This window comes from Actinomadura formosensis (assembly GCF_050948385.1).
Taxonomy (GTDB): Bacteria; Actinomycetota; Actinomycetes; order Streptosporangiales; family Streptosporangiaceae; genus Spirillospora; species Spirillospora formosensis.
This window is the reverse complement of record NZ_CP192011.1, coordinates 7,263,635-7,289,990: the sequence shown is the minus strand read 5'-3', so window position 1 is coordinate 7,289,990 and position 26,356 is coordinate 7,263,635. Positions and strand designations below refer to the sequence as shown.

The 26,356-nt window shown below is 70.9% G+C and carries 26 protein-coding genes; 13 read left to right on the top strand and 13 right to left on the bottom strand.

Features of this window, described 5'->3' with window-relative positions:
• Window positions 1-113 precede the first annotated feature (113 nt).
• Entirely contained in the window at window positions 114-365 is a 252-nt protein-coding gene (locus ACQP1N_RS34300) for a hypothetical protein (protein ID WP_131732681.1), read from the bottom strand.
• Window positions 366-612: 247 nt separating this feature from the next.
• Here ACQP1N_RS34300 and rpmH point away from each other — a divergent pair, with 247 nt between their 5' ends.
• The 5 genes from rpmH to ACQP1N_RS34275 are packed head-to-tail and all read left to right on the top strand — an operon-like array spanning window position 613 to window position 3,043.
• Window positions 613-750, top strand: a complete 138-nt coding sequence (gene rpmH / locus ACQP1N_RS34295) for a 50S ribosomal protein L34 (protein WP_067797480.1) — start codon at window positions 613-615, stop codon at window positions 748-750.
• A 12-nt stretch (window positions 751-762) separates the two neighbouring features.
• The gene (gene rnpA / locus ACQP1N_RS34290) at window positions 763-1,131 is read left to right on the top strand and encodes a ribonuclease P protein component (protein ID WP_067797476.1); all 369 of its coding nucleotides are present in this window, start codon (window positions 763-765) and stop codon (window positions 1,129-1,131) included.
• Window positions 1,128-1,538 carry a membrane protein insertion efficiency factor YidD gene (yidD, locus tag ACQP1N_RS34285; protein ID WP_433228419.1) on the top strand — a complete coding sequence of 137 codons (411 nt, stop codon included), beginning with the start codon at window positions 1,128-1,130 and terminating at the stop codon, window positions 1,536-1,538. Before rnpA ends, yidD begins: the two co-directional genes overlap by 4 nt.
• Entirely contained in the window at window positions 1,531-2,520 is a 990-nt protein-coding gene (gene yidC / locus ACQP1N_RS34280; RefSeq protein ID WP_433228417.1) for a membrane protein insertase YidC, read from the top strand. Before yidD ends, yidC begins: the two co-directional genes overlap by 8 nt.
• 37 nt (window positions 2,521-2,557) lie before the next feature.
• Window positions 2,558-3,043, top strand: coding sequence for a protein jag (locus tag ACQP1N_RS34275; protein WP_067797558.1), 486 nt, complete (start codon window positions 2,558-2,560; stop codon window positions 3,041-3,043).
• A gap of 349 nt (window positions 3,044-3,392) precedes the next feature.
• Here ACQP1N_RS34275 and ACQP1N_RS34270 read toward each other — a convergent pair whose 3' ends face one another.
• Entirely contained in the window at window positions 3,393-3,857 is a 465-nt protein-coding gene (locus ACQP1N_RS34270) for a DUF6458 family protein (RefSeq protein WP_067797470.1), read from the bottom strand.
• A 185-nt stretch (window positions 3,858-4,042) separates the two neighbouring features.
• On the opposite strand from ACQP1N_RS34270, the gene rsmG reads away from it, so the two are divergent.
• The 3 genes from rsmG (at window position 4,043) to ACQP1N_RS34255 (ending at window position 6,833) form a co-directional block, all read left to right on the top strand.
• Entirely contained in the window at window positions 4,043-4,720 is a 678-nt protein-coding gene (gene rsmG, locus ACQP1N_RS34265; protein ID WP_433228415.1) for a 16S rRNA (guanine(527)-N(7))-methyltransferase RsmG, read from the top strand.
• Between the two features lie 323 nt (window positions 4,721-5,043).
• Window positions 5,044-5,859 (top strand): ParA family protein, encoded by an 816-nt coding sequence (locus ACQP1N_RS34260; RefSeq protein WP_067797555.1) that lies wholly within the window; start codon window positions 5,044-5,046, stop codon window positions 5,857-5,859.
• The gene (locus ACQP1N_RS34255; RefSeq protein WP_433228414.1) at window positions 5,856-6,833 is read left to right on the top strand and encodes a ParB/RepB/Spo0J family partition protein; all 978 of its coding nucleotides are present in this window, start codon (window positions 5,856-5,858) and stop codon (window positions 6,831-6,833) included. Before ACQP1N_RS34260 ends, ACQP1N_RS34255 begins: the two co-directional genes overlap by 4 nt.
• Window positions 6,834-7,495: 662 nt before the next feature.
• On the opposite strand, the gene ACQP1N_RS34250 is transcribed toward ACQP1N_RS34255, so the two are convergent.
• Window positions 7,496-8,437 carry a D-alanine--D-alanine ligase family protein gene (locus ACQP1N_RS34250; RefSeq protein WP_433228412.1) on the bottom strand — a complete coding sequence of 314 codons (942 nt, stop codon included), beginning with the start codon at window positions 8,435-8,437 and terminating at the stop codon, window positions 7,496-7,498.
• Window positions 8,438-8,497: 60 nt separating this feature from the next.
• Window positions 8,498-9,730 (bottom strand): PLP-dependent aminotransferase family protein, encoded by a 1,233-nt coding sequence (locus ACQP1N_RS34245; RefSeq protein ID WP_433232918.1) that lies wholly within the window; start codon window positions 9,728-9,730, stop codon window positions 8,498-8,500.
• Window positions 9,731-9,993: 263 nt separating this feature from the next.
• Here ACQP1N_RS34245 and ACQP1N_RS34240 point away from each other — a divergent pair, with 263 nt between their 5' ends.
• Window positions 9,994-10,611: a GCN5 family acetyltransferase gene (locus ACQP1N_RS34240; protein ID WP_067797455.1), complete on the top strand. Its 618-nt coding sequence runs from the start codon at window positions 9,994-9,996 to the stop codon at window positions 10,609-10,611.
• Window positions 10,612-10,705: 94 nt separating this feature from the next.
• On the opposite strand, the gene trxA is transcribed toward ACQP1N_RS34240, so the two are convergent.
• A complete protein-coding gene (trxA, locus tag ACQP1N_RS34235; RefSeq protein WP_433228411.1) occupies window positions 10,706-11,020 on the bottom strand; it encodes a thioredoxin in 315 nt (104 codons plus the stop codon).
• A gap of 253 nt (window positions 11,021-11,273) precedes the next feature.
• Entirely contained in the window at window positions 11,274-12,227 is a 954-nt protein-coding gene (trxB, locus tag ACQP1N_RS34230; RefSeq protein ID WP_433228409.1) for a thioredoxin-disulfide reductase, read from the bottom strand.
• A 141-nt stretch (window positions 12,228-12,368) separates the two neighbouring features.
• Between trxB and ACQP1N_RS34225 the strand changes: the two genes are divergently transcribed.
• Together ACQP1N_RS34225 and ACQP1N_RS34220 are read left to right on the top strand one after the other, a co-directional pair.
• Window positions 12,369-12,941, top strand: a complete 573-nt coding sequence (locus ACQP1N_RS34225; protein WP_067797448.1) for a dienelactone hydrolase family protein — start codon at window positions 12,369-12,371, stop codon at window positions 12,939-12,941.
• A gap of 74 nt (window positions 12,942-13,015) precedes the next feature.
• The gene (locus ACQP1N_RS34220) at window positions 13,016-13,246 is read left to right on the top strand and encodes a hypothetical protein (protein WP_067797446.1); all 231 of its coding nucleotides are present in this window, start codon (window positions 13,016-13,018) and stop codon (window positions 13,244-13,246) included.
• 191 nt (window positions 13,247-13,437) lie between these two features.
• Here the strand turns inward: ACQP1N_RS34220 and ACQP1N_RS34215 are convergent, their stop codons facing one another.
• The 6 genes from ACQP1N_RS34215 to ACQP1N_RS34190 all read right to left on the bottom strand — a co-directional run bounded on the left by ACQP1N_RS34215 (window position 13,438) and on the right by ACQP1N_RS34190 (window position 21,865).
• Window positions 13,438-14,211: an anti-sigma factor family protein gene (locus tag ACQP1N_RS34215; RefSeq protein WP_067797443.1), complete on the bottom strand. Its 774-nt coding sequence runs from the start codon at window positions 14,209-14,211 to the stop codon at window positions 13,438-13,440.
• On the bottom strand, window positions 14,208-14,831 hold the full coding sequence (gene sigM, locus ACQP1N_RS34210; RefSeq protein WP_174548851.1) for an RNA polymerase sigma factor SigM: 624 nt from the start codon (window positions 14,829-14,831) through the stop codon (window positions 14,208-14,210). Before sigM ends, ACQP1N_RS34215 begins: the two co-directional genes overlap by 4 nt.
• Window positions 14,832-15,125: 294 nt before the next feature.
• Complete coding sequence (locus tag ACQP1N_RS34205; RefSeq protein ID WP_131732682.1) at window positions 15,126-16,727, bottom strand: protein kinase family protein; 1,602 nt, start codon at window positions 16,725-16,727, stop codon at window positions 15,126-15,128.
• 194 nt (window positions 16,728-16,921) lie between these two features.
• Window positions 16,922-18,694 carry a murein biosynthesis integral membrane protein MurJ gene (gene murJ, locus ACQP1N_RS34200; RefSeq protein ID WP_433228406.1) on the bottom strand — a complete coding sequence of 591 codons (1,773 nt, stop codon included), beginning with the start codon at window positions 18,692-18,694 and terminating at the stop codon, window positions 16,922-16,924.
• Window positions 18,648-20,993, bottom strand: coding sequence for a DUF6049 family protein (locus ACQP1N_RS34195; RefSeq protein WP_067807891.1), 2,346 nt, complete (start codon window positions 20,991-20,993; stop codon window positions 18,648-18,650). Before ACQP1N_RS34195 ends, murJ begins: the two co-directional genes overlap by 47 nt.
• A gap of 353 nt (window positions 20,994-21,346) precedes the next feature.
• Window positions 21,347-21,865, bottom strand: a complete 519-nt coding sequence (locus tag ACQP1N_RS34190) for an aminoacyl-tRNA deacylase (RefSeq protein ID WP_067806370.1) — start codon at window positions 21,863-21,865, stop codon at window positions 21,347-21,349.
• 354 nt (window positions 21,866-22,219) lie between these two features.
• On the opposite strand from ACQP1N_RS34190, the gene ACQP1N_RS34185 reads away from it, so the two are divergent.
• Both ACQP1N_RS34185 and ACQP1N_RS34180 read left to right on the top strand, forming a co-directional pair.
• Window positions 22,220-23,722 carry a CCA tRNA nucleotidyltransferase gene (locus ACQP1N_RS34185; RefSeq protein WP_067806366.1) on the top strand — a complete coding sequence of 501 codons (1,503 nt, stop codon included), beginning with the start codon at window positions 22,220-22,222 and terminating at the stop codon, window positions 23,720-23,722.
• Window positions 23,719-25,032, top strand: a complete 1,314-nt coding sequence (locus ACQP1N_RS34180) for an adenosylmethionine--8-amino-7-oxononanoate transaminase (protein WP_433228404.1) — start codon at window positions 23,719-23,721, stop codon at window positions 25,030-25,032. The genes ACQP1N_RS34185 and ACQP1N_RS34180 overlap by 4 nt, the downstream gene beginning before the upstream one ends.
• Here ACQP1N_RS34180 and ACQP1N_RS34175 read toward each other — a convergent pair.
• On the bottom strand, window positions 25,029-26,321 hold the full coding sequence (locus tag ACQP1N_RS34175) for an MFS transporter (RefSeq protein ID WP_433228402.1): 1,293 nt from the start codon (window positions 26,319-26,321) through the stop codon (window positions 25,029-25,031). The two genes, ACQP1N_RS34180 and ACQP1N_RS34175, sit on opposite strands and share 4 nt — an antisense overlap.
• Window positions 26,322-26,356: the final 35 nt, after the last annotated feature.

Below are 26,356 nucleotides of genomic sequence, written 5' to 3'. Positions count from 1 at the left end.
GCGCAAGGTCCCCCTCCCACCGACTCCGCCGTACGGAGTACCTGACTGCCCGGCTCTCCCACGGGATACGGCCCGCCTCAGGGGGCACGCCGCGACGCGGAAGACTTACTCTCTCACGAGTTGTCCACAGAGTTGTCCACATGCTGTGCATAGACATGCGGCACCTGTGTAAAACCCGTGAGGCGGGTTTCTGGAAACGAGGTCGGGAAGACCCCGGCCTTTTCTCGGCCGGTACTGGGGCGCTCTGGAACGGGGGGCTTGAGGGGGCGGAGTGCCGACATCAGGTCGTCGAAGTCGTCGAATCGGTCGAAGGAGCGTCGGCTCGCCCAGACGACCTTAATCGCTGCCGCCATCACCCGCAACACGAACCGGCTCCGTCCACAGGCGTGCTTCTCCGGCCCGGCGGCGGTGGGGGCCTCCGTTTGACCGGGTACCCGGGGAGCCCGTAACGTGCTGAGGTCGAGTCGCATCGACGGAGATGCCGCGTGCCCGCCGGCAGCCCCTCAGGCGAGTCCGGGTGGGCCCCCGCTGCGGGGGACCGGACGCGGACCTCGATGCGAGCTTTCGAGCCTGACGCCTGAAGACGAACCGACCGCAGCACTGGAGCCCCAAGTGAGCAAGCGTACTTTCCAGCCGAACAACCGTCGTCGCCACAAGAAGCACGGCTTCCGGCTGCGCATGCGCACACGTGCCGGCCGCGCGATCCTGGCCAACCGGCGCACCAAGGGCCGCACCCGCATCGCGGTCTGAGCCTCCCGCACCGTGCTGCCGTCCGGTAACCGGATGCGGCGGCGGGACGACTTCACGCTGGCCGTCCGGCGCGGTCGCCGCACCGGACGGCCAACCGTCGTGGTTCACCTGCTTCACCCGGACGAGCCCCCCGCGGCGGCCGCGCCGCCGCTGGTCGGGTTCATCGTGGCGCGTCCCGTCGGCAACGCCGTCGTCCGCAACAGGGTGCGGCGCCGGCTCCGCCACCTGGTGCGCCCGCACCTCGACCGGCTCCCAGCGGGTAGCCTGCTCGTAGTGCGCGCCAATCCCCGCGCGGGTGAAGCGCGTCCAGACGAACTGGCCGCGGATCTGGAGTCGGCACTCGACCGGCTGCTGCGGCCCGCGTCCAAGGGGCGAAGATGAGAAGTCGGCAGGGGGCGCAGTCCCCCGCGCAGCACAGGACGGGCCGCCCAGGTCCCGTCGCGGCCGTGCTGATCCTTCTCATCCGCGCCTATCGCCGCTTCTTGAGTCCCCTGCTCGGGCAGCAGTGCCGTTTCCACCCGACCTGCAGCGCCTACGGCCTGGAGGCGCTCCAGGTGCACGGGGCGCCGCGCGGCACATGGCTGACGGCCCGCCGGATCGCGCGGTGCCATCCCTTCCATCCCGGGGGTTACGACCCGGTGCCGCCGAAGAAGCCCGCCGCGGCGGGCTTCTCCGGGGGAGCTGAGGGGACGCCCCCTCAGCGGCGATCCGCGGCGGCGTCCTCGAACTCCGGCCGCGAGGAGAGCGGCCACGCCCTAGCAGAGTCCAAGGAGCTGCCCGGTGCTTGATTGGTTGTACGAGATCGTCTCTCAGCTCATCGTGTGGATTCACACGGGGCTGAGCGTCGTCGTCCCCGAGGACAGCGGATGGGCCTGGGGTGGCTCCATCATCCTGCTGACCGTCCTGCTGCGGCTTCTGCTCGTTCCGCTCTTCGTGAAGCAGATTCACGCCTCGCGGAAGATGCAGGAGCTGAACCCCAAGGTCCAGGCGCTGCGCAAGAAGTACAAGAACGACAAGCAGCGCCTCAACCAGGAGGTCATGAAGCTCTACCAGGAGAACGGCGCCAACCCGCTGTCGGGCTGCCTGCCGCTCCTGGTGCAGATGCCGATCTTCATCGGGCTGTTCCAGACCCTCAAGCGGATCTCGGACGCCAAGGAAGGCCACGACGTCTTCGCGATGAAGTGGGATCTGGTGCAGAGCGCCCAGAATGCCAACATCTTCGGCGCCCACATCCCGGACACGTTCCTGAACGCCTGGGGCGCCAACCCCAAGGTCTGGAGCGCGATCGTCGTCACCGGCATCGCCGTCGTGATCAGCTCCATCACGACGTTCTTCACCGTCCGGGCCAGCATGAAGCGGCAGCCCGTCACCGACGACGCCAACCCGATGATGCAGGCGCAGAAGATGATGGTCTTCCTCGCGCCGCTGTTCGGCCTGTTCGGCCTCGGTTTCCCCCTGGGCGTCCTCATGTACTGGGTCACGTCCAACAGCTGGACGCTGGCGCAGCAGCACTACATCTACAAGAAGTACCCGCCGCCCGGCACGAACGGCGAGGCCGCACCGACCACCACCGCCAAGGTCGGCGCCAAGGCGGGCGGTGCGAAGGCGGCGCTGTCCAAGAACGGCCAGTCCCCCTCTGGCATGAAGGCGAAGCTGAAGAAGGAAGCGGAGCCGGTCCCCGAGCCCGAGGCCGAGGCCAAGCCAAAGGCCGCGCGCAACCAGCCGACCCGCAAGCCGCGCAGCAAGCGCAGCGGCACCCAGAAGCGCTAGTTTGAATCCCGAGCATGTGCCGGAGAAGGAGACCCCGTTGAGCCAGACCGACACGACCGAGGTCGACGTCCAGGCGCTCGAACAGGAAGGCGAGATCGCCGCCGACTACATCGAGGGTCTGCTGGACATCGGTGACTTTGACGGCGACATCGACATGGACGTCGAGGGCGAGCGCGCCATCGTCGCCGTCGTTGGTGCCTCCCTGGACGAACTGGTCGGCAAGCGCGGCGAGGTGCTGGAGGCGCTGCAGGAACTGACCCGGCTGGCCGTCCACCGGCAGACCGGCGACCGGACCCGCCTCATGCTCGACATCGGCGGCTACCGCGAGCGCCGCCGCGCCGAACTCACCAAGCTCGGCACGGACGTCGCCGACGAGGTCAAGCAGGCCGGCGAGCCGAAGCCGCTCGCCCCGATGACGCCGTTCGAACGCAAGATCGTCCACGATGCGGTGGCCGCCGCCGGTCTCCGCAGCGAGTCCGAGGGCGAAGAACCCGACCGCTACGTCGTCGTCTACCCCGCCTGACGTTTGTTCTCGTCGCGTTGAGCGTGGACGAGCCCTCCACAGGGGACGTCCCGTCCGAACCTCCGAATGGCCCCGGTGCACACCCGCGCCGGGGCCATTCGCATGGCCGCGGAAAACCTTCGCCGGGCCGCGGAAGAGCCGCCCGTTGAAAAGCAGGCCCCTCCCGCCCGGGGGCGGACCGCTTACCTCCAGGGTCAAGCCCCCACATGCTCAGGGGAAGACGAACGGGCAACTGTGGACAACCCCCTCTGGAGACGGAAAGGGCCCCGCGCCTTGATCGGCGCGGGGCCCGGTTGCTCGGTGTGCACCGCCGCCCAGGCACACCGAGCAGGCATCCGTGTCCGTGTGATCACCTGCGGGCGGTACGCCGCCATCTGCGGCGCTCCGGAATGCGATCGCCGGAGCCGACGACGGACGGCCTGTTCTCCTCCGCCGGATCCTGTGCGTGCGCGGGGTCCTGGGCGTACGCCGGGTCCTGCGCGAGGTGCCCGTGCGTCACACCCTCGTCCGCCGGATGCTCGATCACACGTTCGACACGCTCGGCCGGCCGGCCCATGGGCGCGGGCTCCTCGATGATGTGCTCCTCGCGGACGATGGTGCCCGGCTCATCCCCGTAGGCGGGGTCGACGCCGACGATTCGGCCGGCACGGCGCCGGGGCCGCGTGTACTTGAGGGTGAAGCCCATGCTGACAAGCCCCACCAGGATCAGGATCCAGCCGACCAGGTGAATGTCGATACCACTGAGGTCGACGCGTAGGGCGAACGCGAGGATCGCGCCCACGGCGATGAATGCGAGACTGACTCCGATTCCCATGTGTCGGAGCTCCTTCCGGGGGGACGGTCGGGCGACACCGCACCCCTACCCGCCCGATCACGAATATGCAGGGGGTCATGTGGTTCTTGCCATAACGCAAGGGTCGTCCACCCCCGGGACCCGGACGCTGCGCGGGGACGTTCCGCGTGTACGGCGCCGCCCGTTCATGTGGAACGATTCGTCTGGTGGGGATAGCACGTGAGGTATTCGGTGACGCGCTGCCGATCGCGGAGCGGTACGCGGCGTTCCTGGCGGAGGCCGGGGTCGAACGGGGGCTCATCGGGCCCCGCGAGGTCGACCGGCTCTGGGAACGCCACCTGATCAACTGTGCGGTGGTGTCCGAGGCCGTCCCGGCGGACGCGCACGTCGTGGACATCGGCTCGGGCGCGGGACTCCCCGGCATCGTCCTCGCGATCGTCCGGCCCGACCTGCGGGTCACCCTGCTCGAACCGCTGCTGCGACGCACCGCCTTCCTGGACGAGTGCGTCGGGATGCTCGGTCTGCGGAACGTCGAGGTGCGCCGTGCCCGTGCCGAGGAGGTGGCGAAGGAGTTCTCGGTGGACGTGGTCACCGCGCGGGCCGTCGCACCTCTCGAACGCCTCGCGAAGTGGGCCCTGCCGCTGCTGCGTCCGGGCGGCGAACTCCTCGCGCTCAAAGGGGAGCGTGCCCAGGCGGAACTGGACGAGGCGGAGCCTGTCCTGAAGCGGTTCGGGGCGCGCTCCGCGGAACTGCTGCAAGTTGGGCGCGGTATGGTCGATCCGCCGACAACACTCGTCCGTGTGGTCGCCGGCCGAGGAGAGGTTGTCGAACGACGACAGCGCGCGCCCCGGCGTGCCAGAGGGTCGAGGAAGAGGTCTTCATGAGCACGGGACCAGGACTGGGCCGGCCTGACCGCGCCGCCGAAACCCCCGACGAGCAGCCGTCCGGCAGGGACGAGAACGCGCAGCCGCCGTCCGCCGGTGGAACGCAGGGGAGTGCGGGCCAGGGGACGATGCCTTCCGGGCACGCGATGTGGGGGAACACGACGTCCGGTACCGCGGAGAATGTCGGATACGTACCGACGAACACCGGGGCACAGCCGCCGGAACCGCGCAAGGGACGCAAACAGGGGGAGTCGGAACTCGTGCGCGAGGCGCTCAAGGACGCCAAGGTTTCACATGAAACATCGGCCACCGGAGTCAGGACGGTGCCGGGCCGAGGGGACCGGGAGTGGCCGCGGCCGGACAAGTGCCGCGTCATCACCATCGCCAACCAGAAGGGCGGCGTGGGCAAGACCACCAGCTCGGTGAATCTCGCCGCGTCCCTCGCCCTGCACGGGGCACAGGTCCTCGTGGTCGACCTCGACCCGCAGGGCAACGCGTCCACGGCGCTCGGCGTCGAGCACCACGCGGAGGTCCCGTCGATCTACGAGGTGCTGATCGAGGACATGCCGCTCGGCGACATCGTCGTCCCGGCGCCGGAGATCCCCAACCTGTACTGCGCGCCCGCGACCCTCAACCTCGCCGGCGCCGAGATCGAACTCGTCTCCAAGGTGGCCCGCGAGTCGCGGCTGCGGCGGGCACTCGACTCCTACGAGATCGAGAAGTTCGACTACGTGCTGATCGACTGCCCCCCGTCGCTCGGCCTGCTCACGGTGAACGCCCTCGTCGGCGGGGACGAACTCCTCATCCCGATCCAGTGCGAGTACTACGCGCTGGAGGGGCTCGGGCAGCTGATCCGCACCGTCGACCTCGTCAAGGCGCACCTCAACCCGAAACTGAAGGTGTCCACGATCCTGCTCACGATGTACGACGCTCGGACGCGCCTTGCCGCGCAGGTCGCCGAGGACGTCCGGAGCCACTTCGGGGACGTCGTCCTGAACACGGTGATCCCCCGCAGTGTCCGGGTGTCCGAGGCCCCGAGCTACGGGCAGTCCGTGATCACCTACGACCCCGGTTCGAGTGGCGCGCTCGCCTACAGGGAAGCCGCCTCGGAAATGGCGCACGGAGGAACTGTTCAGTGAGCCAGCAGCGACGCGGTCTGGGCAAGGGGCTCGGCGCCCTCATCCCCACCGCCCCGCCCTCCCCTGCCCCGGACGAACCGGGCGGCGCACGCGAGCCCGGATTCCCGGGCGGCCCCGTATCGAACGGCACCGCCGCCCCCGAACCGGTGGCCGGCGCCCACTTCGCGGAGCTGCCCGTCGGCTCCATCACGGTCAACCCGCGGCAGCCGCGCGAGCACTTCGACGACGAGGCGCTCCAGGAGCTCGCGGACTCGATCGCCATCGTCGGCCTTCTGCAGCCGATCGTCGTCCGCAAGTCCGCGTCGGGTGAGCACGACTACGAGCTGATCATGGGCGAACGCCGCTTGCGCGCGTCCAAGATGGCCGGCCTGGGGGTCATTCCGGCGATCGTCCGGGACACCGGCGACAACGATCTGCTCCGTGACGCGCTCATGGAGAACCTCCACCGCCAGCAGCTCAACCCGCTGGAGGAGGCGGCCGCGTACCAGCAGTTGCTGCAGGACTTCGGCGCCACCCACGAGCAACTCGCCGCACGCATCGGCCGGTCGCGTCCGCACATCACGAACACGCTCCGGCTGCTGAACCTGCCGCCCGCCGTCCAGCGACGGGTGGCCGCCGGCGTACTGTCCGCCGGGCACGCCCGCGCCCTCCTCTCCCTCGACAGCGTCGAGGCTCAGGAGCATCTGGCGCAGCGGATCGTCCAGGAGGGCCTTTCCGTCCGTGCCCTCGAAGAGATGATCGCGCTCCGCGAGGTCGAGGACGAGCCCAAGGCGCCCCGGCAGGGCCGCCGTAAGCAGCCGGTCGCCCCGGGCCTCCAGGCACTGGCCGAGCGCCTTTCCGACCGGTACGACACGAGGGTCCGCGTCGACATGGGCCGCAACAAGGGCAAGATCGTGGTGGAGTTCGCCACGCTCGAAGATCTGGATCGCATCATCAAGTCGATGGCCCCGGATGAGGGGCCAGACGAGCTCTGACGTCCGCCTCGCTTAGAGCGCCCCGGAAGCCGGCCGGCTTCCGGGGCGCTTCTCTGTGCGGTCCGCTCCCCCGATGTTTCCCGTGAAACATCGGGCGGCCGGTCGAGTCGTCCCAAGGCCGGGGCGCGTTCCCCTGCCGGGAGAGGGAGCTCTCCTTCCCGGCCGACGCACCCCCCATTGCCGAGCCGGGGAAGGAGCGGTGGCCCTGGGGCCACTCCTCGCTCGCCCCGGCATCGGTTTCACGTGAAACGCCGTCCGGTCCGATGCAATCCGCCGCCGCTAGCTGCGGGTGCCTGGAGCAGGCTTGCCCTTGTGCTGCGCGGGAGAGGGCAGCCGAGCCGCCTCTGTTTCACGTGAAACAGAGGCGGCCGGCCGGGTCGCCCCGGGCAGCTTGCGGGCGATGCCCCTGGGCAACCGGCATCGTTGGTCTCCGGGAAGCCAGGTGCTCGACAGCCACCGCGTCCACCCAGGGCGGCGCCGCCATCACGCCGTGGGCCGACCGTCAGGTGCGGTGATCGGCGAGCTTCCCGGCCATTGAAGATGCCGGGGCGAGGAGCACGGCGGCGCTCGTCTTCATGCCGGGCGCCCCCGGCAGGGGAGGCGCCGTGGCATGGCGGCTGGACCTCCAACACCGGAGACCCCGCCACCCAGTGATCATGACTCTAGGAGACGCGGGCCTGGAGAAGGGACTCGCAGACCTCGCCCAGGTCCAGGTCGGCGACGCTGACGGCGCGGGGGAGGAGGCTTGTCTCGGTCATGCCGGGGGCGACGTTCACCTCCAGGAAGTGGACCTCGCCGTCAGGGGAGACGATGAGGTCGGTCCGGGAGAGGTCGCGGAGGCCCAGGGCGCGGTGGGCGGTGACGGCGGCGGCCGTGGCGCGGGCCGTCGCGTCGGGGGTGAGGCGGGCCGGGGTGATGAACTCGGTGTCGCCGGCGTCGTAGCGTGCCGTGTAGTCGTAGAGGCCGCCGGGGGCGACGATCTCCACGGCGGGAAGCGCCGTGGGTACGCCGTCGCGTTCGATGACGCTGACGGACACTTCGATCCCCGAGATGTACCGCTCGACGAGTGCCGCGTCGCCGTAGGCGAAGCAGCCGACCATCGCGGCGGACAACTCGGACGCCTCATGGACGGCGGAGGCGCCCAGGGCCGAGCCGCCACGGGTCGGCTTGACGAACAGCGGCAGGCCGAGAGCGCGGACGATCTTGTCGAGGACGGACGCGGCGCCGAGGTCGTGGAAGACCTCCTTCGGGAGGGCGACCGACTCGGGCGTGCGGAGGCCCGCACGGCGGACGACGGACTTGGCGGTCGGCTTGTCCCACGCGACGCGACATGCGTCCGGGCGGGCGCCGACATAGGGCACGTCCAGGAGTTCGAGGACGTCGCGGATCGCCCCGTCCTCCCCCGCGGCGCCGTGCAGGACGGGGAACACGACGTCCGGCGGGTCGTCGGTCAGCGAGTCCAGAAGTGTCGCGTCGGCGTCGCGCAGCTCGACCGGGATGTCGCGGGCGCGCAGCGCGTCGGTGACGCGCCGCCCGGACCGGAGCGACACCTCGCGCTCGTAGGACAGTCCTCCGGCGAGGACGATGACATGTCCGAGTTCCAACGCAGGTGCCTCTCCAAGGATGTCGCGCGCGTCGGCCGACGCGCGTTTCACGTGAAACATTCAGACGACGTCCGGCCCCGGAGCCTGGACGCCCGTGGAGGCGCCGCCGATCGCGCCGCCGAACATGTCCCGCAGCCGGATCTCCTGCTCGATCACCGTCGCGAGCCGCCGGACGCCCTCGCGGATCCGGTGTGGCTCGGGGAAGCAGTACGACAGACGCATGTGCCGGTGTCCGATGCCGTCCGCGTAGAAGCCGGTGCCGGGGACGTAGGCGACGCGTTCGGCGATCGCGCGCGGTGCCATCGCCTTCGAGTCGAGCCCCTCGGGAAGTGTGAGCCAGACAAAGAAACCGCCGGCGGGACGCGTCCACGTGCAACCGTCCGGCATCAGCTGGTCAAGGGACTCCAGCATCGCGTCACGGCGGGTCCGGTACAGCTCGCGGAAGTTCTTGATCTGCTCCCGCCACGGCTGCGTGGCGAGGTACTCGCGGACGGCGAGCTGCGAGAAGTTCGACGGGCACAGGATCGCCGACTCGGCGGCCAGGACGAGCTTGGCCCGCACCGCGTGCGGTGCGAGCACCCAGCCGACGCGGAGCCCGGACGCGATCGTCTTGGAGAACGAGCCGAGGTAGATGACGCGCTCGGCGTCGTCCGCGCGCATGGCCCGCATGGGCTCGCCGTCGAAACCGAGAAGCCCGTACGGGTTGTCCTCGACGATCAGGACGTCGTACTCGGCGCAGATCTCCAGGATCTGGGCGCGGCGCGCGGGAGTGAGCGTGACGCCCGCCGGGTTCTGGAACGTCGGGACCGAGTAGAGGAACTTGACGCTGCGCCCCTGCCGGCGGAGCGAGGAGAGCGTCTCGCGGAGTGCGGACGGGATGAGCCCGCCCTCGTCCAGCGGCACATGCACGACGTCGGCCTGGTAGGACGCGAACGTGCCGAGCGCGCCGACGTAGGACGGCGCCTCGGCGAGGACGACGTCCCCCGGGTCCACGAAGATCTTGGTGATGAGGTCGAGTGCCTGCTGCGCGCCGACGGTGACGACCACGTCGTCCGGCGAGGCGTGGACGCCTTCGAGGGCCATCACCTCGCAGATGTGCTCGCGGAGCTGCCCGTCCCCCTGCGCGGAGCCGTACTGCAGTGCCTCGGCGCCCCTGCCCGCCACGAGGTCGCCGATCATCTGGCCGACGGCGTCGAGGGGGAGCGCCGAGACGTTGGGCATGCCGCCCGCGAGCGAGACGACCTCGGGCCGGGCGGCCATTGCGAACAGCGCCCGGATCTCGGACGGCACCATGCCGGCGGCGCGGGCGGCGTAGCGATCGGCGTAGACGTCCGTACGCGAGTGCTGTTCCACGTGGCACCTCCGAGGTGAAATGGGCTTCCCTGCAAAGTACGACATGAGCTCTGCGGCGGAACCCCCCGGGTGGGGCGCGCCGTGCCGCCCGGAGAAACTCCTGTCCGATACGATGCCTGCGGGGCCCGGTCGGTTGCCGGGACTTCCGCCGGCACGGGTTCCAGGCCCGGCGGGCGAGGATCGAGGCAGGGGGTGCCGGCCCGGTGTCGCGTCGTCTCGTCAACATCACGCTGGACAATCTCGATGATCTGCCGCACCGCTGCCGCGGCTGCGTGTTCTGGGAGCTGGACCCCGTGAGCCGCGACCGGGCGCTGGAGAGCGGCGACCCGGGTCTGGAGAAGGAGGCGTGGATCTCCTCGACGCTGCTCGAATGGGGCAGCTGCGGCAAGATCGCCTATGTGGACAATGTCCCGGCGGGATTCGTGATGTACGCGCCGCCGCTGTACGTGCCGCGTTCGGTGGCGTTCCCGACGAGCCCGGTCAGCGCGGACGCGGTGCTGCTGATGACCGCGCACATCCTGCCGGAGTTCGCGGGCGGCGGGCTCGGCCGCATGCTCGTCCAGGGCGTCGCGAAAGACCTGACGCGCCGCGCGGTGAAGGCGATCGAGGCGTTCGGCGACCTGAAGGACGAAGAGGGCGGATGCATGGTACCCGCCGACTATCTGCTGTCGGTGGGGTTCAAGACCGTCCGGCCGCATCACCGGTATCCGCGGCTGCGGCTGGAACTGAAGTCGGCCCTGTCGTGGCGTGAGGACGTCGAGGTGGCCCTGGAGCGGCTGCTGGGGTCCATGACCCCGGAAGGGGCGCTACGACCCGTCTGAGACGTTCTGAGGCGGTATGACGCGTGTGGCCCGCACTCCATTCCGGAGTGCGGGCCACACGCTTTCGCGCTCGCCGCGGGAGACGGGAGGCGGATCAGATGAACTCGGCGAGATCCCGCAGCAGGGCGGCCTTCGGCTTGGCGCCCATGATCTGCTTGACGACCTCTCCGCCCTTGTAGACGTTCATCGTCGGGATCTGCATGATGCCGTACTTCTGCGGCACCAGCGGGTTCTGGTCGATGTTCAGCTTCACGATGTCGATCTTGTCGCCGTGCTCCTTGGCGATCTCCTCCAGGATCGGCGCCACCATCCGGCACGGGCCGCACCACTCGGCCCAGAAGTCGACCAGGACGGGCTTGTCGCTGTCGAGGACCTCGGACACGAAGTCGGCGTCGGTCACGGCTTTCATGGTTCTCCTTCTGTTCTCACTCGGCCGGGGCGCTCTTTCACCCGATACCGTCGTTCGTTCCTACGTGTCCGCCGCCCGCCGCGCAACGGCCACCTCGTGTGTCGCTCCCGCGGCGCGGACGACGAGATCATCCGCGGGGCGACGCCGACTTGATCGCTCGGCCCGCCGGTCGCCGCGCGGCGACCGGCCGGCGGAGGGTGGCGGCCGATCCGCGGATCGGCGGGATGCGGGCCGTGGACGCCGCTCGCGGCGGTCAGGTCTGCGGGACGGTTTCGGCGGCGTTGTGGTCCTGGAGCCAGCGCTCGGCGTCGATGGCGGCCGAGCAGCCGCTGCCCGCGGCGGTGATGGCCTGCCGGTAGATGTGGTCGACGACGTCGCCGCAGGCGAACACGCCGGGGAGCTTGGTCCGGGTGCTCGGGGCGTCGACGATCAGGTAGCCGTCGGCGTCGGTCTCCAGCTGGCCGGCGAACAGCTCGCTGCGCGGGTCGTGGCCGATCGCGATGAACAGCCCGGTGATCTCCAGCGAGGACTCGGCGCCGGTCTTGGTGTTCCGGACGGTCACGCCCGTCACCCGGTCGTCGCCCTGAATGGACGTGACCTCGCTGTCCCACAGGAACTTGATCTTCTCGTTGGCGAACGCGCGGTCCTGCATGATCTTGGAGGCGCGCAGCTCGTCCCGCCGGTGGATCACCGTGACCGAGCGGGCGAACTTCGTCAGGAAGATCGCCTCCTCCATTGCGGTGTCGCCGCCGCCGACGACCGCGATGTCCTGCTCGCGGAAGAAGAACCCGTCGCAGGTCGCGCACCACGACACGCCGCGTCCCGACAGCCGCTTCTCGTCCGGCAGGCCGAGCTCCCGGTACCCGGAGCCGGTCGCGATGATGACGGTCTTGGCGAGATAGGTGTCGTCACCCGCCTTGACGACCTTCGGGTCGGCGGTGAGGTCGACCTCGGTGACGTCGTCGGTGATCAGCTCGGCGCCGAACCGTTCGGCCTGCTTGCGCATGTTGTCCATCAGGTCCGGCCCCATGATCCCGTCCGGGAACCCGGGGAAGTTCTCCACGTCGGTGGTGTTCATCAGCGCACCCCCGGCCGTCACCGACCCCTCGAACACCAGCGGCTTCAGGTCACCGCGAGCCGCGTAGACCGCGGCCGTGTAACCCGCGGGCCCGGACCCGATGACGATGACGTTGCGGACGTCGCTCACTGTTCTGTGCCTCTCCTCGTTGGCCGCCGGTGGCCGCACGATTCGGCCTGCCAGTCGCGTCAACCGATCCTAGGCCCGGATGATTCCCCGGGACACGCGCGACCGGCCGTCCCCCAGGTCTACCCCTCTAGGGTGTGGGACATGGCACGCATTCTGCTCCTCCACTCGATGTACGGGCTGCGCCCGGCGGTGCACCAGGCGGCGGACCGGCTTCGCGCGGCAGGCCACGAGGTCCACGTCCCCGACCTGTACGACGGGCGGGTGGTCGACACGCCCGAGGCGGGCATCGAGATCAAGGACGAGATCGGCCGGGACGAGCTGCTGCGCCGCGCCGTCACGGCCGCCGCCCCCCTGACGGGCGACGGCGGGCTCGTCTACGCGGGGTTCTCGCTCGGCGGTTCCATCGCGCAGAACCTCGCGCTGGCCGACGACAAGGCCGCCGGGCTGCTGCTGATGCACGGCACGTCCGACATGGCGGACGACGCGTCCACCGAAATCCCGGTGCAGCTGCACGTCGCCGACCCCGACACCTGGGAGCCCGTCGACTGGCTGAACGCGTGGTACCTGCGGATGCGCAATGCCGGCGCGGACGTCGAGGTCTTCCGCTACCGGGGTGCCGGCCACCTGTTCACCGACCCCGACCTGCCCGACTACGACGCCGACGCCGCCGAACGCGCCTGGACGACCGCCCTCGCCTTCCTCGACTCCCTCTAAGGGCGGCGTCACTGTCGCCCAGGTTCGCCGATGGCACGTCACCCTCCGCTCGGCGGTGGGGGGAGCGGCTCGGCATGGACGATCTGCAGCGCGCTGACGGCGCGGGTGAGCACGGCGTACAGCCGGTGCAGTCCGCGCGGTTCGCCGCGGACGATGTGGGCGGTTCGGTCACGACGACCGTCTCGAACTCCAAGCCCTTCACCAGGGACGCGGGCACCCAGACCAGGCGCTCGGCCTTCCAACGCGTCTTCCTCGCTGCCCAGCACGGCCGAGCGCGCCCGGCGCCGGTGAGTGCGCTTGGGTGATGGCGCCGGTCTTCTCGACTCGGTCTTATCGTCGGCCGTACGGGGTCGATGAGCGGGGGATCGGCGTCGGCCGTGGGGTTTCGCGACCCGGGGAGTGTCCGTCTCGCCGCGGGCCCGGCGCCTGCGCCGCCGGAGCGGCGTGGCGGTATGGCGCCGGGGCCTGCGAGCGGAAATGAGCGGTGTGCCGCGTGTCAGGCGTTGGTCAGCTTCTTCAGGACGTGCTGGTTCTGGGCTGAGCAGTCCGGGCCGACGACCCAGATGTTCCACTTGCCCGACCCGTCCCCATGGGTGGCGATGACGGTCGCCGGGTTCCCCTCGTAGGTCGCCTGATCGACGAGGGCGGGCGTCTGGCCGTGGGTGACGCCGCGGACGCACCCCTGGAGCCGAGCGGACGGGGAGCCGGACCGGCCCCGGAGTTCCTGCGCGTCGGCCAGCATCCGGCCGACCTGCGGGCCCAGCGTCCCGGCACGGTACGAGGCACCGCTGCGGGTGACCGTGAAGGTCGCCGCCGGGGCCGGGGCGGAGTTCGGCGCCATCCCGTGCCCCGAACCGGACTGGTCGGGGTTGTCCTGTGCGGGGGTCGCGGCCTTGCCGTGGTCGCCGCTCACCCCGTCCAATGCCGTCGAGCCGACCGCCGCGCCGCCGCCGACGACGATCACCGCCGCCGCGGCCGCCGACAGTATCCGCCAATGCCGCCTTCCGCGCCGCTGTTCCATGCTCACGACGGTGGCGTTGTTCAACGATTCCGCGGCGATGGCGGTATCGATGCGCTCTGCCAGCTCGGCGGGCATGGACGGGACGGGGGCCTCCGCCAGGATCCGGGAGACGTCCGCAAGGTCGGCGGACAGCTCCCGGCATTCAGCGCAGGTGTCGAGGTGCGCGTTGACGGAGGCGGCTTCGTCGTCTTCGAGCAATCCCTCGGCCAGATCGGCCAGGACGTCGTAGTCATAGTGTGCGGGGTTCACTTGGGCATGCCACCTCCTTCCACACCTCCGACGTTTTTGCGATCCCGTCGGTTCCGGTGGTGGCGGAGAAGGGGGGCGAGCCGGGCCCGTCCCCGCGCGCAGCGGCTCTTGATCGTCCCAGGTGGGACGTCCATGACCTGGGCGGCGTCGTCGACGGAGTAGCCCATCATGTCGACGAGGACGAGGGCGGCCCGCTGCTCGTACGGAAGCTCCGCGAGCGCGGTGCGGACGTCGAGCGACACCCCGTGCGCGTCGGTCGGGTCCGGCATCCTGGGGGCGACGGCGTCGAACGTCGCGTCGTCGCCCATCGGCGTCGCCGGCCGGACGGACTTGCGCCTGACGCGGTCCAGGCACGCGTTCACCACGATGCGGTGCAGCCAGGTCGTGACGGCGGCGTCCCCGCGGAACCGTGCGGCGGCGCGGAACGCCGAAAGGCACGCGTCCTGCAGCGCGTCGGCCGCCTCCTCCGGATCGCCGAGCGTCCGCAGCGCGACCGCCCACATGCGGTCGCGGTGCCGGTGGACCAGTTCGGCGAACGCGTGCGGGTCCCCTTGGGCATGGCGGGCGAGGAGTTCCTTGTCGGGCACCTCGCCGACGCGATGCATGCTCACCGACGCCATGAGCGACCGCTTTCTCCTTCGGGACGCCCTGTGGGTGCCGGACGTCCGCGACCGGCTGCTGGGGTTTGCACCACAGATTCCTGGGGGCGAGGGGACATTCTGCTCAGAGGCACGATACAGACAAGCGAGACTCCACGTCACAGCCGCTTCGGCGTCGCCCCAACCGCCGCGAAGATGTAACCCGGTAGCCGGGACTGCCTCGGCCGCCCCGAGATCCCGCTCCCGCCGCCCGCGCGGGAACCGGCCTGCCGCGGCGGAGCCGGCGCGCCGGCCCGCAGCGGGTGCGAAGCCGGATCAGTTCGACGAACCGAGGACGGAGACCTCGCTGACCTCGGCGCGCAACTGCCCGTCCGAACCGTTGGAGATCCTGGTGAACCAGAGCAGCACGTATCGCGCGGTCTGCGGGCTGGGGAGCTGGAACGAGACGAAGCTGCCCCCCGAAGTAGTGACCGTCTGGACCTTCTGCATCGCGTTCGGAGCGGCCGTGTCGCCGATCTTCAGCTGGATCGTGGCCCCGGCGGCCACGGGGACCTGAGCCTTGACCTCATTGACCGTGACCGCCTTGCCCATGTCGAGCCGCAGGCCGACGCCCTTCTTGAGGTTCCCGAACTCCGGAGAGGTGTAGTAGGAGCTCCGCCAGGCGGTGCCGGTCTTGCCGTCGACGGCGAGATGGCCCTTCCCTTCGCCCTTGCCTCCGTCCTGGCCGACGGGGTCGATGCCCTCCGCGCTCCGGACGGTGAGCTGGGTGGCGGAGGGGGTGGGGGGAGCGCTCGACTTCTTCGGGTCCACGGTGCCGGTGTTGCCGGACTTGTCCTTGGGGCCGGTGTCGAACAGCGCCCAGGCGCCGAGGCCGACGATGACGGTCAGGGCGGCCGCGGCGACGCCGAGCAGGGCCCGGTTGGCCGGACGTTTCGAGGGGCCGGGGCCCTGCGCCGCCGTCCGGGTGGACGTGGACGGCGGCGGGGTGGCGCCGTGCCGGGAATGCGGCGGCGGGACGTGCGACGGCGCCGGCTGTTCGTGCGCGGGCCGCCGGTGCGGGCGCGTCGCCGCGGGCGGCGGTGCCGCCGGACGCTGGGGCGCCGCGGGCCGCGGCGGCGACGGTGGTGCGGCGTTCCCGAGCCCGGCGAACAGCGGCAGCGGGGTGCGCGGGACACCGCGCAGCGCCTTCGCGAGGTCGGCGGGGGACGCGAGCGGCTCCCCCTGGCCGAGGCCGAGGCAGCGGCAGACGATCGCGTCGACCGCGTGCGAGATGCCGGCCTGGACCTGGCGGGGCGCGCGCGGGGTGCCGTCGGCCGCGGGCGCGGCGGGCAGGTCGGAGGCGTCCTCGGCACCGGGCCAGTGCGCGGTGAGCGCCGCGTACAGCATCCGGCCGAGACCGCGGGCGTCCTCGGCGGCGGGGTCGTCGGAGTGCCGGTCGCCGAGGACGGCGTCGGTCGCGACACCGAGGATCTTGACGGTTCCGCCGGTCGTCCAGACGAGGTTGCGGGGGGTGAGGCAGAGGTGCGACAGCCCGGCGGAGTGCGCGGCGGCGAGCGCCTCGGCCGCCTCGTACAGCAGCGTCGCGGCGCGTCCCGGCTCCAGCGGGGCCTTGCCGAGCATGGCCTCCAGGTTCTCGCCGACGACCCACTCGCTCACGACATAGGCGCTCTCACCGGAATCGTCGGCGTCGAAGACCTGGGTGAGCCGGGGGTCGGTCAGCCGGCTGGCGGACCGGGCGGAGGTGACGGCCTCGGCGATCCGGGGGAACTTCGGATCGAAGGTGCGGACGGCGACCGCCCGCGCGAGGATCTCGTCGATGGCCCGCCAGAGCGATGATCCGCCGGAATCGCTGATGCGCTCTTCGAGCCGGTAGCGGCCGGCGAGACGTGTGCCGGGTTCGATGACTGACGTGCTCACGGCAGCGTCCTGCACAGGTGGTCAGATCCCATGTTCGTGGCGTGGCAGCTTACGCCTCCGACCCTCCTCTTTGCGTTCCCCAGGGTGTCGCCCCGCAGGCCGTAGTCCCCCACATGGTAGTGGTTACTCGCATAAGTGGCCGCCTTATCGCCGCGCGTCCTTTTTTACTTCGGGATGTGGTCGACGGCGGGTGGTCAGCGTCCGGGCAGCCGGCGCGCGAACGTGGCGATGGCCGTCTGAACCTCCTCTACCCGCATCAGCCTGGCGAAGAACACGTACAGTAGCCCGCCGCCGGCGGAGCCGACGACCAGGGTGATCAGCGCGGGCAGCATCGTCGAGGTGTCACCGGCGGCGTCCGCGATGGTGTGCGCGGCGTAGGCGAACCCGATCAGCGGCCAGACCGCGACGAGGAGCTTCAGGTGGCCGCCGACGATGCGGCGTCCGTCGATGCCGCCGAGCTTGCGGCGCAGCACCAGCCAGCAGGTGATCGTCCCGACCACGTTGGTGATCGCGAATCCGCCGGCGATGCCGATCACGATCCACTTCACGCCGAGGACGTTGTAGGCGGTGAACGCCATGATGATGTTGGACGAGGTGACGACGAGCCCGATCAGCGCGGGCGTCCTGGTGTCGCCGTGGGAGTAGAAGACCCGCAGCATGAGCTGGTAGATCGAGAACGGGACGAGCGCGATCGCGAACATCTGCATGACCCGCGCGATGACCAGCGCGTCGTCGGCCGAGGTGTTGCCGTGCGCGAACAGCACCGTGGTGATCTCCGGGCCGAGCACCAGCATCAGCGCCGCCGCCGGCATGATGATCACCGAGGAGAGCCGCAGCCCGCTGGAGAACGCGGCGCGGACGTCGGCGGTCTTGCCCTCGGCCGCGAACCGGCTCATCCGCGGCAGCAGCGCGGTGATCACCGACACCCCGACGATCGCGTAGGGCAGCTGGAAGAGCTGGTAGGCGTTGAAGTACGGGGTGTAGCCGTAGCTCTCGCCGAACCCCTCCTTCGCGGCCCTGGTCCCGGCGGCGTTCGCCAGCGCGGTGACGACGGCGAACGCGGCCTGGGCCGCGACGACGTACAGCAGCGTCCAGCCGGCCATGCGCCCGACCTCGCCGATCTCGCCGCGCTTGAAGTCCAGCCGGGGCCGCCACCGGAACCCGACGCGGCGCAGCGACGGCCACAGCGCGACCGTCTGCAGGACGATCCCGCCGGTCGTGCCGATGGACAGCAGCATCAGCTGCGAGTCGGAGATCGTGGACGGGTCGACGCGGCCCGTGGTGATCGCCAGGAACGCGCCGCCGATCGCGATGACCACGATGTTGTTCAGCACCGGCGCCCACATCGGCGCGCCGAAGCTGCCGCGCGTGTTCAGGATCGCCCCGGCGAACGCGCCGACACCGTAGAAGAACAGTTGCGGCAGGAAGAACCGGGCGAACAGGACGGCCACGGTGCGCTGGTCGCCGGTGTAGCTGCCCGCGAGGATGTCGATGAACAGCGGCGCGCACAGCACGGAGACGACGGTGAGCACGCCGAGGCCGATCACCGCGAGGGTGAAGACGCGCTGCTCGTACTGCTCTCCGTAGGCGCGGTCGCGCTGCTTCGCCCGCACCAGCAGCGGGACGATGACACTGGTCAGGATGCCGCCGAGCAGCAGGTCGTAGATCTGGTTGGGGATCGTGTTGGCGGTGTTGTAGGCGTTCGCGAGCAGCCCGGTGCCGAGTGCGGCGACGATGACGGCGGTGCGCAGGAAGCCGGTGACGCGGGACGCGAGGGTGCCCACCGCCATGATCGCGCCGGAGCGCAGGATGCCGCCGGACGCGGCCTTCCCGCTCTCGCCCTCCCCGGAGCCGGACTCGGGGGCGGGGGTGTCGACGACCGTCTCCGCGACGGGTGCGCCGCCGCCGGGGACGGGAATGTCAATCGCCGTCTCGGCCGCGTTCGGCGGGCCCGCCGGCCTGCCCATCGGCGGCGGGCCCGGGTAGGCCGGGTTCGGTGCGCTCTGCGGTGGCGGAGCCGGCGGACGGCCCTGCGGGGGCGGGCCCTGGGGGTGTCCCCGGCCCGGCACCGGCCGGTCCCGCCCCGGATACCCCGGGGAACTCGGTGGCGGATATCCCTGCTCCTGGGAGCCCGGGAGCTGGGAACCCGGGGTCCTGTCCCCCTGTCCCTGCCGATCCCATTCCCGTCGACCCGTCACCGGCTGCCTCCGCTTTCCGGCGGCGCCTCGCTCTGATGGCCCGCACTCCGACGCCCACGAAGAGTACGGCAAGTCCGCCGCCCGTGATGAGCAGCGCGAGACGTCCGTAGCCGGTCACGGTCACCGTGACCTGCTCGCGGCTCCCGTACGTCCGGCCCTTCGCGCCGGGAACCCGCAACTCCAGGAAGACGTGGAAGTTGCCGTTACCGGCCGCCTGCGCGGGAATCCACCGCTGCGCCCGCTCGCCGGGCCGCAGCTCGATGACCGCGTCCTCGGGATCCAGCGTTCCGAGCCGGAGCTTCGCGTTGCTCTCCGACGTGGCGACGAGATGGACCTTGACCGACTGGTCGCGCAGCGTGTTCTCCACGAGCACCGGCAGCCGGCCCGATCTGCCCCCCATCAGCACGCGTTTGCTCTTGGTGGTGACGATACGGACCCGGCGCATGTCCGAACTGAGCTGGTTCTCCAGCTCTATGCGGGACGCCCTGGCACGGCGCGCCGACGTCCGCCACGCCGCCGACTCCATGCGCAGCACCGCCCGCTCGTAGGAGATCTTGATCGGGCCGGTCATCACGGCCTGGAACGACGCGGCCTCCCGGGAGATCTCCTGCACCTGCCGCAGGTGCGCGTCGCCGATTTCGTACTGCAGGTAGTCGTCGGAGTATTCGTTGAAGACGCGGTCCTGCGCCGGGGCCGCCTCGATCTTGCCCAGCGGCACCTCCTTCAGCCAGGCCGCGTCCTTGGTGTAGGTCAGCAGGTTCTTCGCGACCCCGTCGGCCGGGTCCCAGTGCCGGTCGGGGGCGATGACCACGGTGCGCTGCAGGCTCGGCGTCTCCGCCGCGATCATCGCCGTCTCGGCGAGGAACCGCTGCTCGGTCAGCAGCGCCCCGGACGCCGTCCGCGCCCCCCCGCTGATGATCCGGTTGAGCTTCTCGTCGTAGAGCAGCGTCTTCCTGGCGCCGTGGTGCGTCTGCAGCGTCGTGGTCGCGTTCGGCGGCGCGGGCGGCGCCGGATCCTGGAACTGCGAGCTGCTCATCAGGAACGCCCCGCCGTCCTTCAGCGCGGACCTGGCGAGCTGGTCGAGCGTGCCGCGGCCGGCGGCGCCCGCGGGCGGCCAGGCGACATGCCGGTCCGGGGCGCGTCCGAGGACCTGCGACACGACGCCCGTGTTCCGCTGGTCGAAGGCGACGCCGATGTCGCGCGGCGTCTTGCGGCGGACGAGCGCCACGACGTCCGGATCGGCGTAGGGGAGGGTGAAGTACGGGTCCTTCTTCGCGGCGTCCCGCAGGGCCGACAGCCAGGACGCGGCGACCGCGCTCTTCTGCTTGCGGACGCTCGCCTTCGCGCCCGGCGCCCGGACCGTGTAGTCGCCGGACGCCATCTGCCGCACGTCGTCCAGCAGCGCCGGGTCCAGCGCCCACGTGACGGGCGTGGCGGTGCCGGACGCCGCCTCGACGAGCCGGTTGAGCCGGCCGCCGGGCGACATCTCCTTGGTGAGATCGTCGTCGGTGAACGTCCGGTCGCCGGTGCGGTGCATCTGGTCGATCAGCGGCAGCACCCAGCCGACCGCCACCGGCTTGAAGTTCGGCCGGTTCGGCATGTAGGTGACGAACGTCGTGATGCCGCCGACGACCTGCTGCGCGGAATTCAGCACCTCGACGCCCACCGGGTAGACGCCGGGCGTGCCGGCCGGAGCGCGGAGCCGCAGTTCCCTGACCGTGGTCTTGAACGTCCAGCCCTGCGTGGCGCCGGGCGACGCCGCCCCTGGAAGCGGCTTGGCCGGGCCGATGTTCGGCAGCGCGTTCGGCGGGCTCGTCGCGAGCTGGTCGAGCTGGGTACGGCTCGTGACGGGCTGCGCGCTGTAGCGCAGCCGCAGGGAGACGCCGGGAAGCTGATGGCCGGTGCGGTTCTTGGCCAGCCCCGAGATCTCGATCTGCGGCTTGCTCTCACTGACGGTCTTGGGACCGACCTTGGTGAGCGCCATGGCGACCTGGGCACGCGCCTGAACCTGTGCGGGAGCACGCCGCGCGAGAGCCGGAGACGTCGGCATCATCGGCACCGCCGCCATACAAGGCACCAGCGCGGCCAACGCCACCGTGCGTTTGACCGTCCTCACGCCGTACCGGCCGCCGCACGGGGACGGCGGGCCAACAATTCCCGCACCACGGGGTTGAGTCTAGTGGTGCGTTTATTGCTGTGTTCATGGCTTCGCTCTCGGCGTCAGGCGCTGGCGCGCCTTCCTTCAACGAGCAAAGCGGCGATCGCTGCATCGCTCCGGCTCGCCCAGGGGGCTCGCTGCGCGATCAGGTTCTCGCAGGCTCGAACCTGGCTTCGCACGCGATCGCAACGCCTGAGGTCGTTGCGGGGCTGGGGTTAAAGACGGCGTGCCTTTCGGTTGTCGCATGGCTGGGGCGGGTGGGGTCAGAGGATGGGGGACGCGAGGGTGGGGGCGGTGAGGTCGAAGGGTTCCGCCTGGCACAGGGCGGACAGCGAACCGCCGCGGATGCCCAGGGCCGTTGACGCCTCGCCGGTCGCGGTGTAGACGACGTCGTCGGTGCTCAGGCCGTCCACCAGGCGGTGGTCGATGAGGAGCGGCATCGTGTCGGGCAGGAGCAGCGGGCAGACCAGGCCCGCGGCGTACTCGGTCACGGCGTTCACGATGTCGGGATGCGCCGGGCGGATGGTGCGGGCGCCGATGGTGTGCCGGACGGCGTCGAGCGGCGGACGCTCACCCGCCCGGACGATCACGCCCGTCAGGAAACGCCGGCCGTGGTGGACGTCGTCGCACGTGTAGACGCGTGTCACCAGGCATCTTTCCGCCGGGAGGCCGAGGGCCTTCGGCAACTCGTCGGCGTGGGTCAGCGCGACGGGCAGTCGCACGATCTCGTGCACGGCCTCCCACTGGAGCAGTGCGCGGTGTATGGCGAGAGCGTCCTTCATGTTCGGCTCCATCCCGCGGGGGTCTCCCGGAACTGGTATCGCTGTGTCCCCTGCTTCACACTCTGTGGGAGATATGCCCACATACCCGGAATGACTGGACCAACTCGCGTCATACGTCACGTAAACCCTCAGAAAGCGCCTCAACCGCACCTGCGGCGGACCGGGGCTCTGGCGGCTCCCGCTACCGTTGTCGTGCGGGAGGCTCACCGGCGTCATCGGGGTGTCCAGAACGTAACCCGGGGATCGCGGTAGGAGAAGGGCCCGTCCGGCTCCGGCCCGCAAGGGCTTCCGCGCGGGACGCCGCCGATCGCCAGAAAGTCCTTTGTCAGCCCGTCAACCAAGGAAATACGCTCGATGGCCGTGCCCAACCAGAACGTGACCCCAGAGCCCTCGCGGCGCACCGCGATCGCCGAGCTGCTGCGCGGGATCGCGCCCGTCGCCGACGACCTCGGCGCCCTGTTCGCGGCTGCCGGTTACGAGCTGGCGCTGGTCGGCGGGCCCGTCCGGGACGCGCTGCTGCGCCGTCCGACCAAGGACGTCGACCTGACCACCGACGCGACACCCGAACGCACCCTGGAGATCATCCGCGACTGGGCGGACGCGCACTGGACGATCGGCATCGACTTCGGCACGGTCGGCCTCCGCAAGAACGGCGTCGAGCTGGAGATCACCACCTACCGCAGCGAGTCCTACGACCCGAAGTCCCGCAAGCCGGAGGTCTCGTACGGGACGTCGCTCGTGGAGGATCTGCGCCGCCGCGACTTCGCGGTGAACGCGATGGCGTCGCGGCTGCCGGGGCACGAGTTCGTCGACCCGTTCGGCGGCCTCACCGACCTGCAGCGCAAGGTCCTGCGGACCCCCGGCAGGCCCGAGGACTCCTTCGGCGACGACCCGCTGCGGATGATGCGCGCCGCCCGGTTCGCCTCGCAGCTCGGGTTCACGGTCGCGCCGGACGCCGTCCGCGCGATGAAGGACATGGCGGCCCGCATCGAGATCGTCTCGGCGGAGCGGGTCCGGGACGAGCTGTCCAAGCTGATCTGCGGCCGGTACCCGCGGCAGGGCCTGGCGCTGCTCGTGGAGACCGGTCTCGCCGCGCACGTCCTGCCGGAGCTGCCGAGGCTGCGGCTGGAGATCGACGAGCACCACCGGCACAAGGACGTCTACGAGCACTCGCTGATCGTCCTGGAGCAGGCGATCGCGCAGGAGGCGGGTTCGGGCGACGAAACGGGCGGAGGCGGGCCCGACCTCGTCCTGCGGCTGGCGGCGCTGCTGCACGACATCGGCAAGCCGAGGACGCGCCGGTTCGAGCCGGGCGGCCGGGTGTCGTTCCACCACCACGAGGTCGTCGGCGCGAAGATGACGCGCAAGCGGCTGACCGCGCTGCGCTACCCGAAGGACGTCGTCACCGACGTGTCCCGGCTGGTGGAGCTGCACCTGCGGTTCCACGGCTACGGCACCGGCGAGTGGACGGACTCGGCCGTCCGCCGCTATGTCCGCGACGCCGGCCCGCTGCTCCCCCGGCTGCACAAGCTGACCCGCGCCGACTGCACGACCCGCAACCGCCGCAAGGCCGAACGGCTGCGCCGCACCTACGACGACCTGGAAGTGCGGATCGAGCGGCTGGCGCAGGAGGAGGAGCTCGCCGCGCTCCGCCCGGAGCTCGACGGGAACGAGATCCAGAAGATCCTCGGCATCACGCCGGGCCCGCTCGTCGGACGCGCCTACAAGTTCCTGCTCGACCTCCGCCTCGACCGCGGCATCATCGGCAAGGACGCCGCGGCGGACGAACTGCGCCGCTGGGCCGCGGCCGAAGGCATCGGCGCCCCGGACCGGCCCGCCGGCGAGGAGGGCGAATGATTCCGCTGCAGCTCGGGCGGATGAGCCCGGGGGAGACCGAGCGGATGCTGGCGTTCGACCGGGAGCACATCTGGCATCCGTACGCGCCGATGCCCGCGTCCACGCCCGCCCTGCCGGTCGTGTCGGCGGACGGGGTCCGGCTGACGCTCGCGGACGGCACCGAGCTGATCGACGGGATGTCGTCGTGGTGGGCGGCCGTGCACGGCTACAACCACCCGAAGCTGAACGCGGCCGTCACCGGGCAGCTCGGCAAGATGGCGCACGTGATGTTCGGCGGGCTCACTCATCCACCGGCCGTGCGGCTCGCCGAACGCCTCGTCGAGATCACGCCGGAGCCGCTGACGAAGGTGTTCTTCACCGACTCCGGGTCCGTGGCCGTCGAGGTCGCGATCAAGATGGCGCTGCAGTACTGGCGGTCGCGGGGACGCCCCGAACGGCGCCGGCTCCTCACCGTCCGGGGCGGCTACCACGGCGACACGTTCGGCGCCATGGCCGTCTGCGACCCGGTGAACGGGATGCACCACCTGTTCGGCGACGTCCTCCCGCGGCACGTGTTCGCGTCCGCGCCGCCGCCCGGCTACGCCGCCGAACCCGACGGGGCGTATCTGGACGAGCTGTCGCGGCTGGCCGCCGAGCACGCGGGCGAACTGGCCGGGATCATCGTCGAGCCGGTCGTGCAGGGCGCCGGCGGCATGCGCTTCTACGCCCCCGAATACCTGCGCGCCCTCCGCGGCATCGCCGACGAGCACGGGCTGCTGCTGATCCTGGACGAGATCGCGACCGGGTTCGGCCGGACGGGCGAACTGTGGGGCTGCGACCACGCCGAGATCGTCCCGGACATCATGTGCGTCGGCAAGGCCCTGACCGGCGGATACATGACGATGGGCGCGACCTTGTGCACCGACCGTGTCGCCGGCGGCATCACGTCCGGCGAAGCGGGCGTTCTCATGCACGGCCCCACCTACATGGCGAACCCGCTGGCCGCCGCCGTCGCGTCCGCGTCCATCGACCTGCTGCTGTCGCGCGACTGGCGGGACGAGGTCGACACCATCGAGGCGATCCTGACCAGCGAACTGGACGGCGCGGCCGGCCTGCCGGGGGTGGCGGGCGTCCGCGTTCTCGGCGCGATCGGCGTGGTGGAGGCGCGCGAGCCGGTGGACGTCCCGTCCGTCCAGGAGATCGCGATGGCGCACGGCGTCTGGCTCCGCCCGTTCGGCAGGCTGGTCTACACGATGCCGCCGTACGTCTGCACGGAGGACGACGTCCTCCACATCGCCGCCGCTCTCCACGCGGTGGCCGAATCCCTCTAGCGGAGGGCGGGGACGGGCGGGCGGATGCGGGACGCGGCCGTGCGGTACGCGACCGCGCCCGCGGCGTAGGCGAGGATCACCATGAGGAGGGTGGGGGCGGCGCGGCCGTCCGCGGGCAGCCAGGTGGCCGCGGCTGCCGCGGCGGCGGCGAACGTCGCGTTGAACAGCATGTCGTAGACGGCGAACACCCGGCCCCGGTAGGCGTCCTCGATGATCTCCTGGAGGGTCGTGTCGACGCACAGCTTCACGCCCTGCGACACGACGCCCAGGAGGAACGCGCCGGCCGCCCAGGGACGCTCCGTGAACGGCATCCCCAGGACGAGCAGGCTCAGCGCCGCCACGCCGAGCAGCCACGCCACCCACGCCTGCTTGCTGATCCGCCGCACCACCGCCGGGGTGATCAGCGCCGCCGCGAAGTACCCGGCGCCGGACACGCCGAGCATGAGCGCGAACGTCTCCAGCCCCCCGTCCGGATCGCCGGCGAAGTGGTTGCGGCACAGCAGCAGCGTCATGATCAGGACGATGCCGTACAGGAACCGGTGGAACGAGATCGCGCCGAGCGCCAGCGCCGCCTGCGGCCGCCGCGTGATGTGCCGCGCCCCGTCCGCCAGCCCGGTCAGCACGCCGCCGAGCGCGACCCGGACCCCCGGCCCGGCATCGCCCGCCGGATGCGGCCCCAGCAGCCCCTTCGGCAGGGTCGTCGCGATCAGGCCCGCCAGCAGGAACAATGCCGCCGCCCACACGAGGATCAGCACCGTCCCCTCGTGTCCGGCACCGAACAGCCCGCGCAGCAGGTAGCCGGCCCCGGCACCGGCGAACGCGATGACCGTCCCGGAGGTGACCGTGAACGCGTTCGCGGTCACCAGCCGGTCGCGCCGCACCACATGGGGCAGCGCCGCCGACAGCGCCGCGAGGAAGAACCGGTTGACGCCCAGCACCGCCAGCACGCCGAGGAAGAAGAGCAGACCGTCCTGACCGGCCGCCACCAGCGCGGCGACGAGCAGCACCAGCAGGGCCCGCAGGACGGGCGTCCACACGAGGATCTGCCGGCGCCGCCACCGGTCGATGAACACCCCGGCGAACGGGCCGAGCGCCGAGTACGGCAGCAGCGTCACCGCGAACGCCGCCGCGGCCTTGCCCGCCGTCGTCTGCCGCTCGGGCGAGAAGAACACGTAGCCGGCCAGCGCCACCTGGAAGACGCCGTCGGTCAGTTGCGAGGCAAGGCGCGTCCCGTACAGCCGCCGGAAATCCCGTCCCCGCAGAACTTCCCGCAACTGACCCGCATGCACCCGATCACCATATGTGCTGGACACCGGTACCACGC

Bases quoted from the DNA above. Each gene is read 5' to 3' on its own strand.
- murJ (WP_433228406.1), bottom strand. From the start codon at position 18,694: ATGGGCAGGCCGGCGGGCCCGCCGAACGCGGCCGAGACGGCGATTGAC.
- ACQP1N_RS34225 (WP_067797448.1), top strand. From the start codon at position 12,369: ATGGCACGCATTCTGCTCCTCCACTCGATGTACGGGCTGCGCCCGGCG.
- sigM (WP_174548851.1), bottom strand. From the start codon at position 14,831: ATGGCGTCGGTGAGCATGCATCGCGTCGGCGAGGTGCCCGACAAGGAA.
- trxA (WP_433228411.1), bottom strand. From the start codon at position 11,020: ATGAAAGCCGTGACCGACGCCGACTTCGTGTCCGAGGTCCTCGACAGC.
- ACQP1N_RS34220 (WP_067797446.1), top strand. From the start codon at position 13,016: ATGGACGATCTGCAGCGCGCTGACGGCGCGGGTGAGCACGGCGTACAG.
- ACQP1N_RS34190 (WP_067806370.1), bottom strand. From the start codon at position 21,865: ATGAAGGACGCTCTCGCCATACACCGCGCACTGCTCCAGTGGGAGGCC.
- ACQP1N_RS34245 (WP_433232918.1), bottom strand. From the start codon at position 9,730: ATGGTGCCGTCCGAGATCCGGGCGCTGTTCGCAATGGCCGCCCGGCCC.
- ACQP1N_RS34270 (WP_067797470.1), bottom strand. From the start codon at position 3,857: ATGGGAATCGGAGTCAGTCTCGCATTCATCGCCGTGGGCGCGATCCTC.
- ACQP1N_RS34180 (WP_433228404.1), top strand. From the start codon at position 23,719: ATGATTCCGCTGCAGCTCGGGCGGATGAGCCCGGGGGAGACCGAGCGG.
- yidD (WP_433228419.1), top strand. From the start codon at position 1,128: ATGAGAAGTCGGCAGGGGGCGCAGTCCCCCGCGCAGCACAGGACGGGC.
- ACQP1N_RS34185 (WP_067806366.1), top strand. From the start codon at position 22,220: ATGGCCGTGCCCAACCAGAACGTGACCCCAGAGCCCTCGCGGCGCACC.
- ACQP1N_RS34195 (WP_067807891.1), bottom strand. From the start codon at position 20,993: ATGGCGGCGGTGCCGATGATGCCGACGTCTCCGGCTCTCGCGCGGCGT.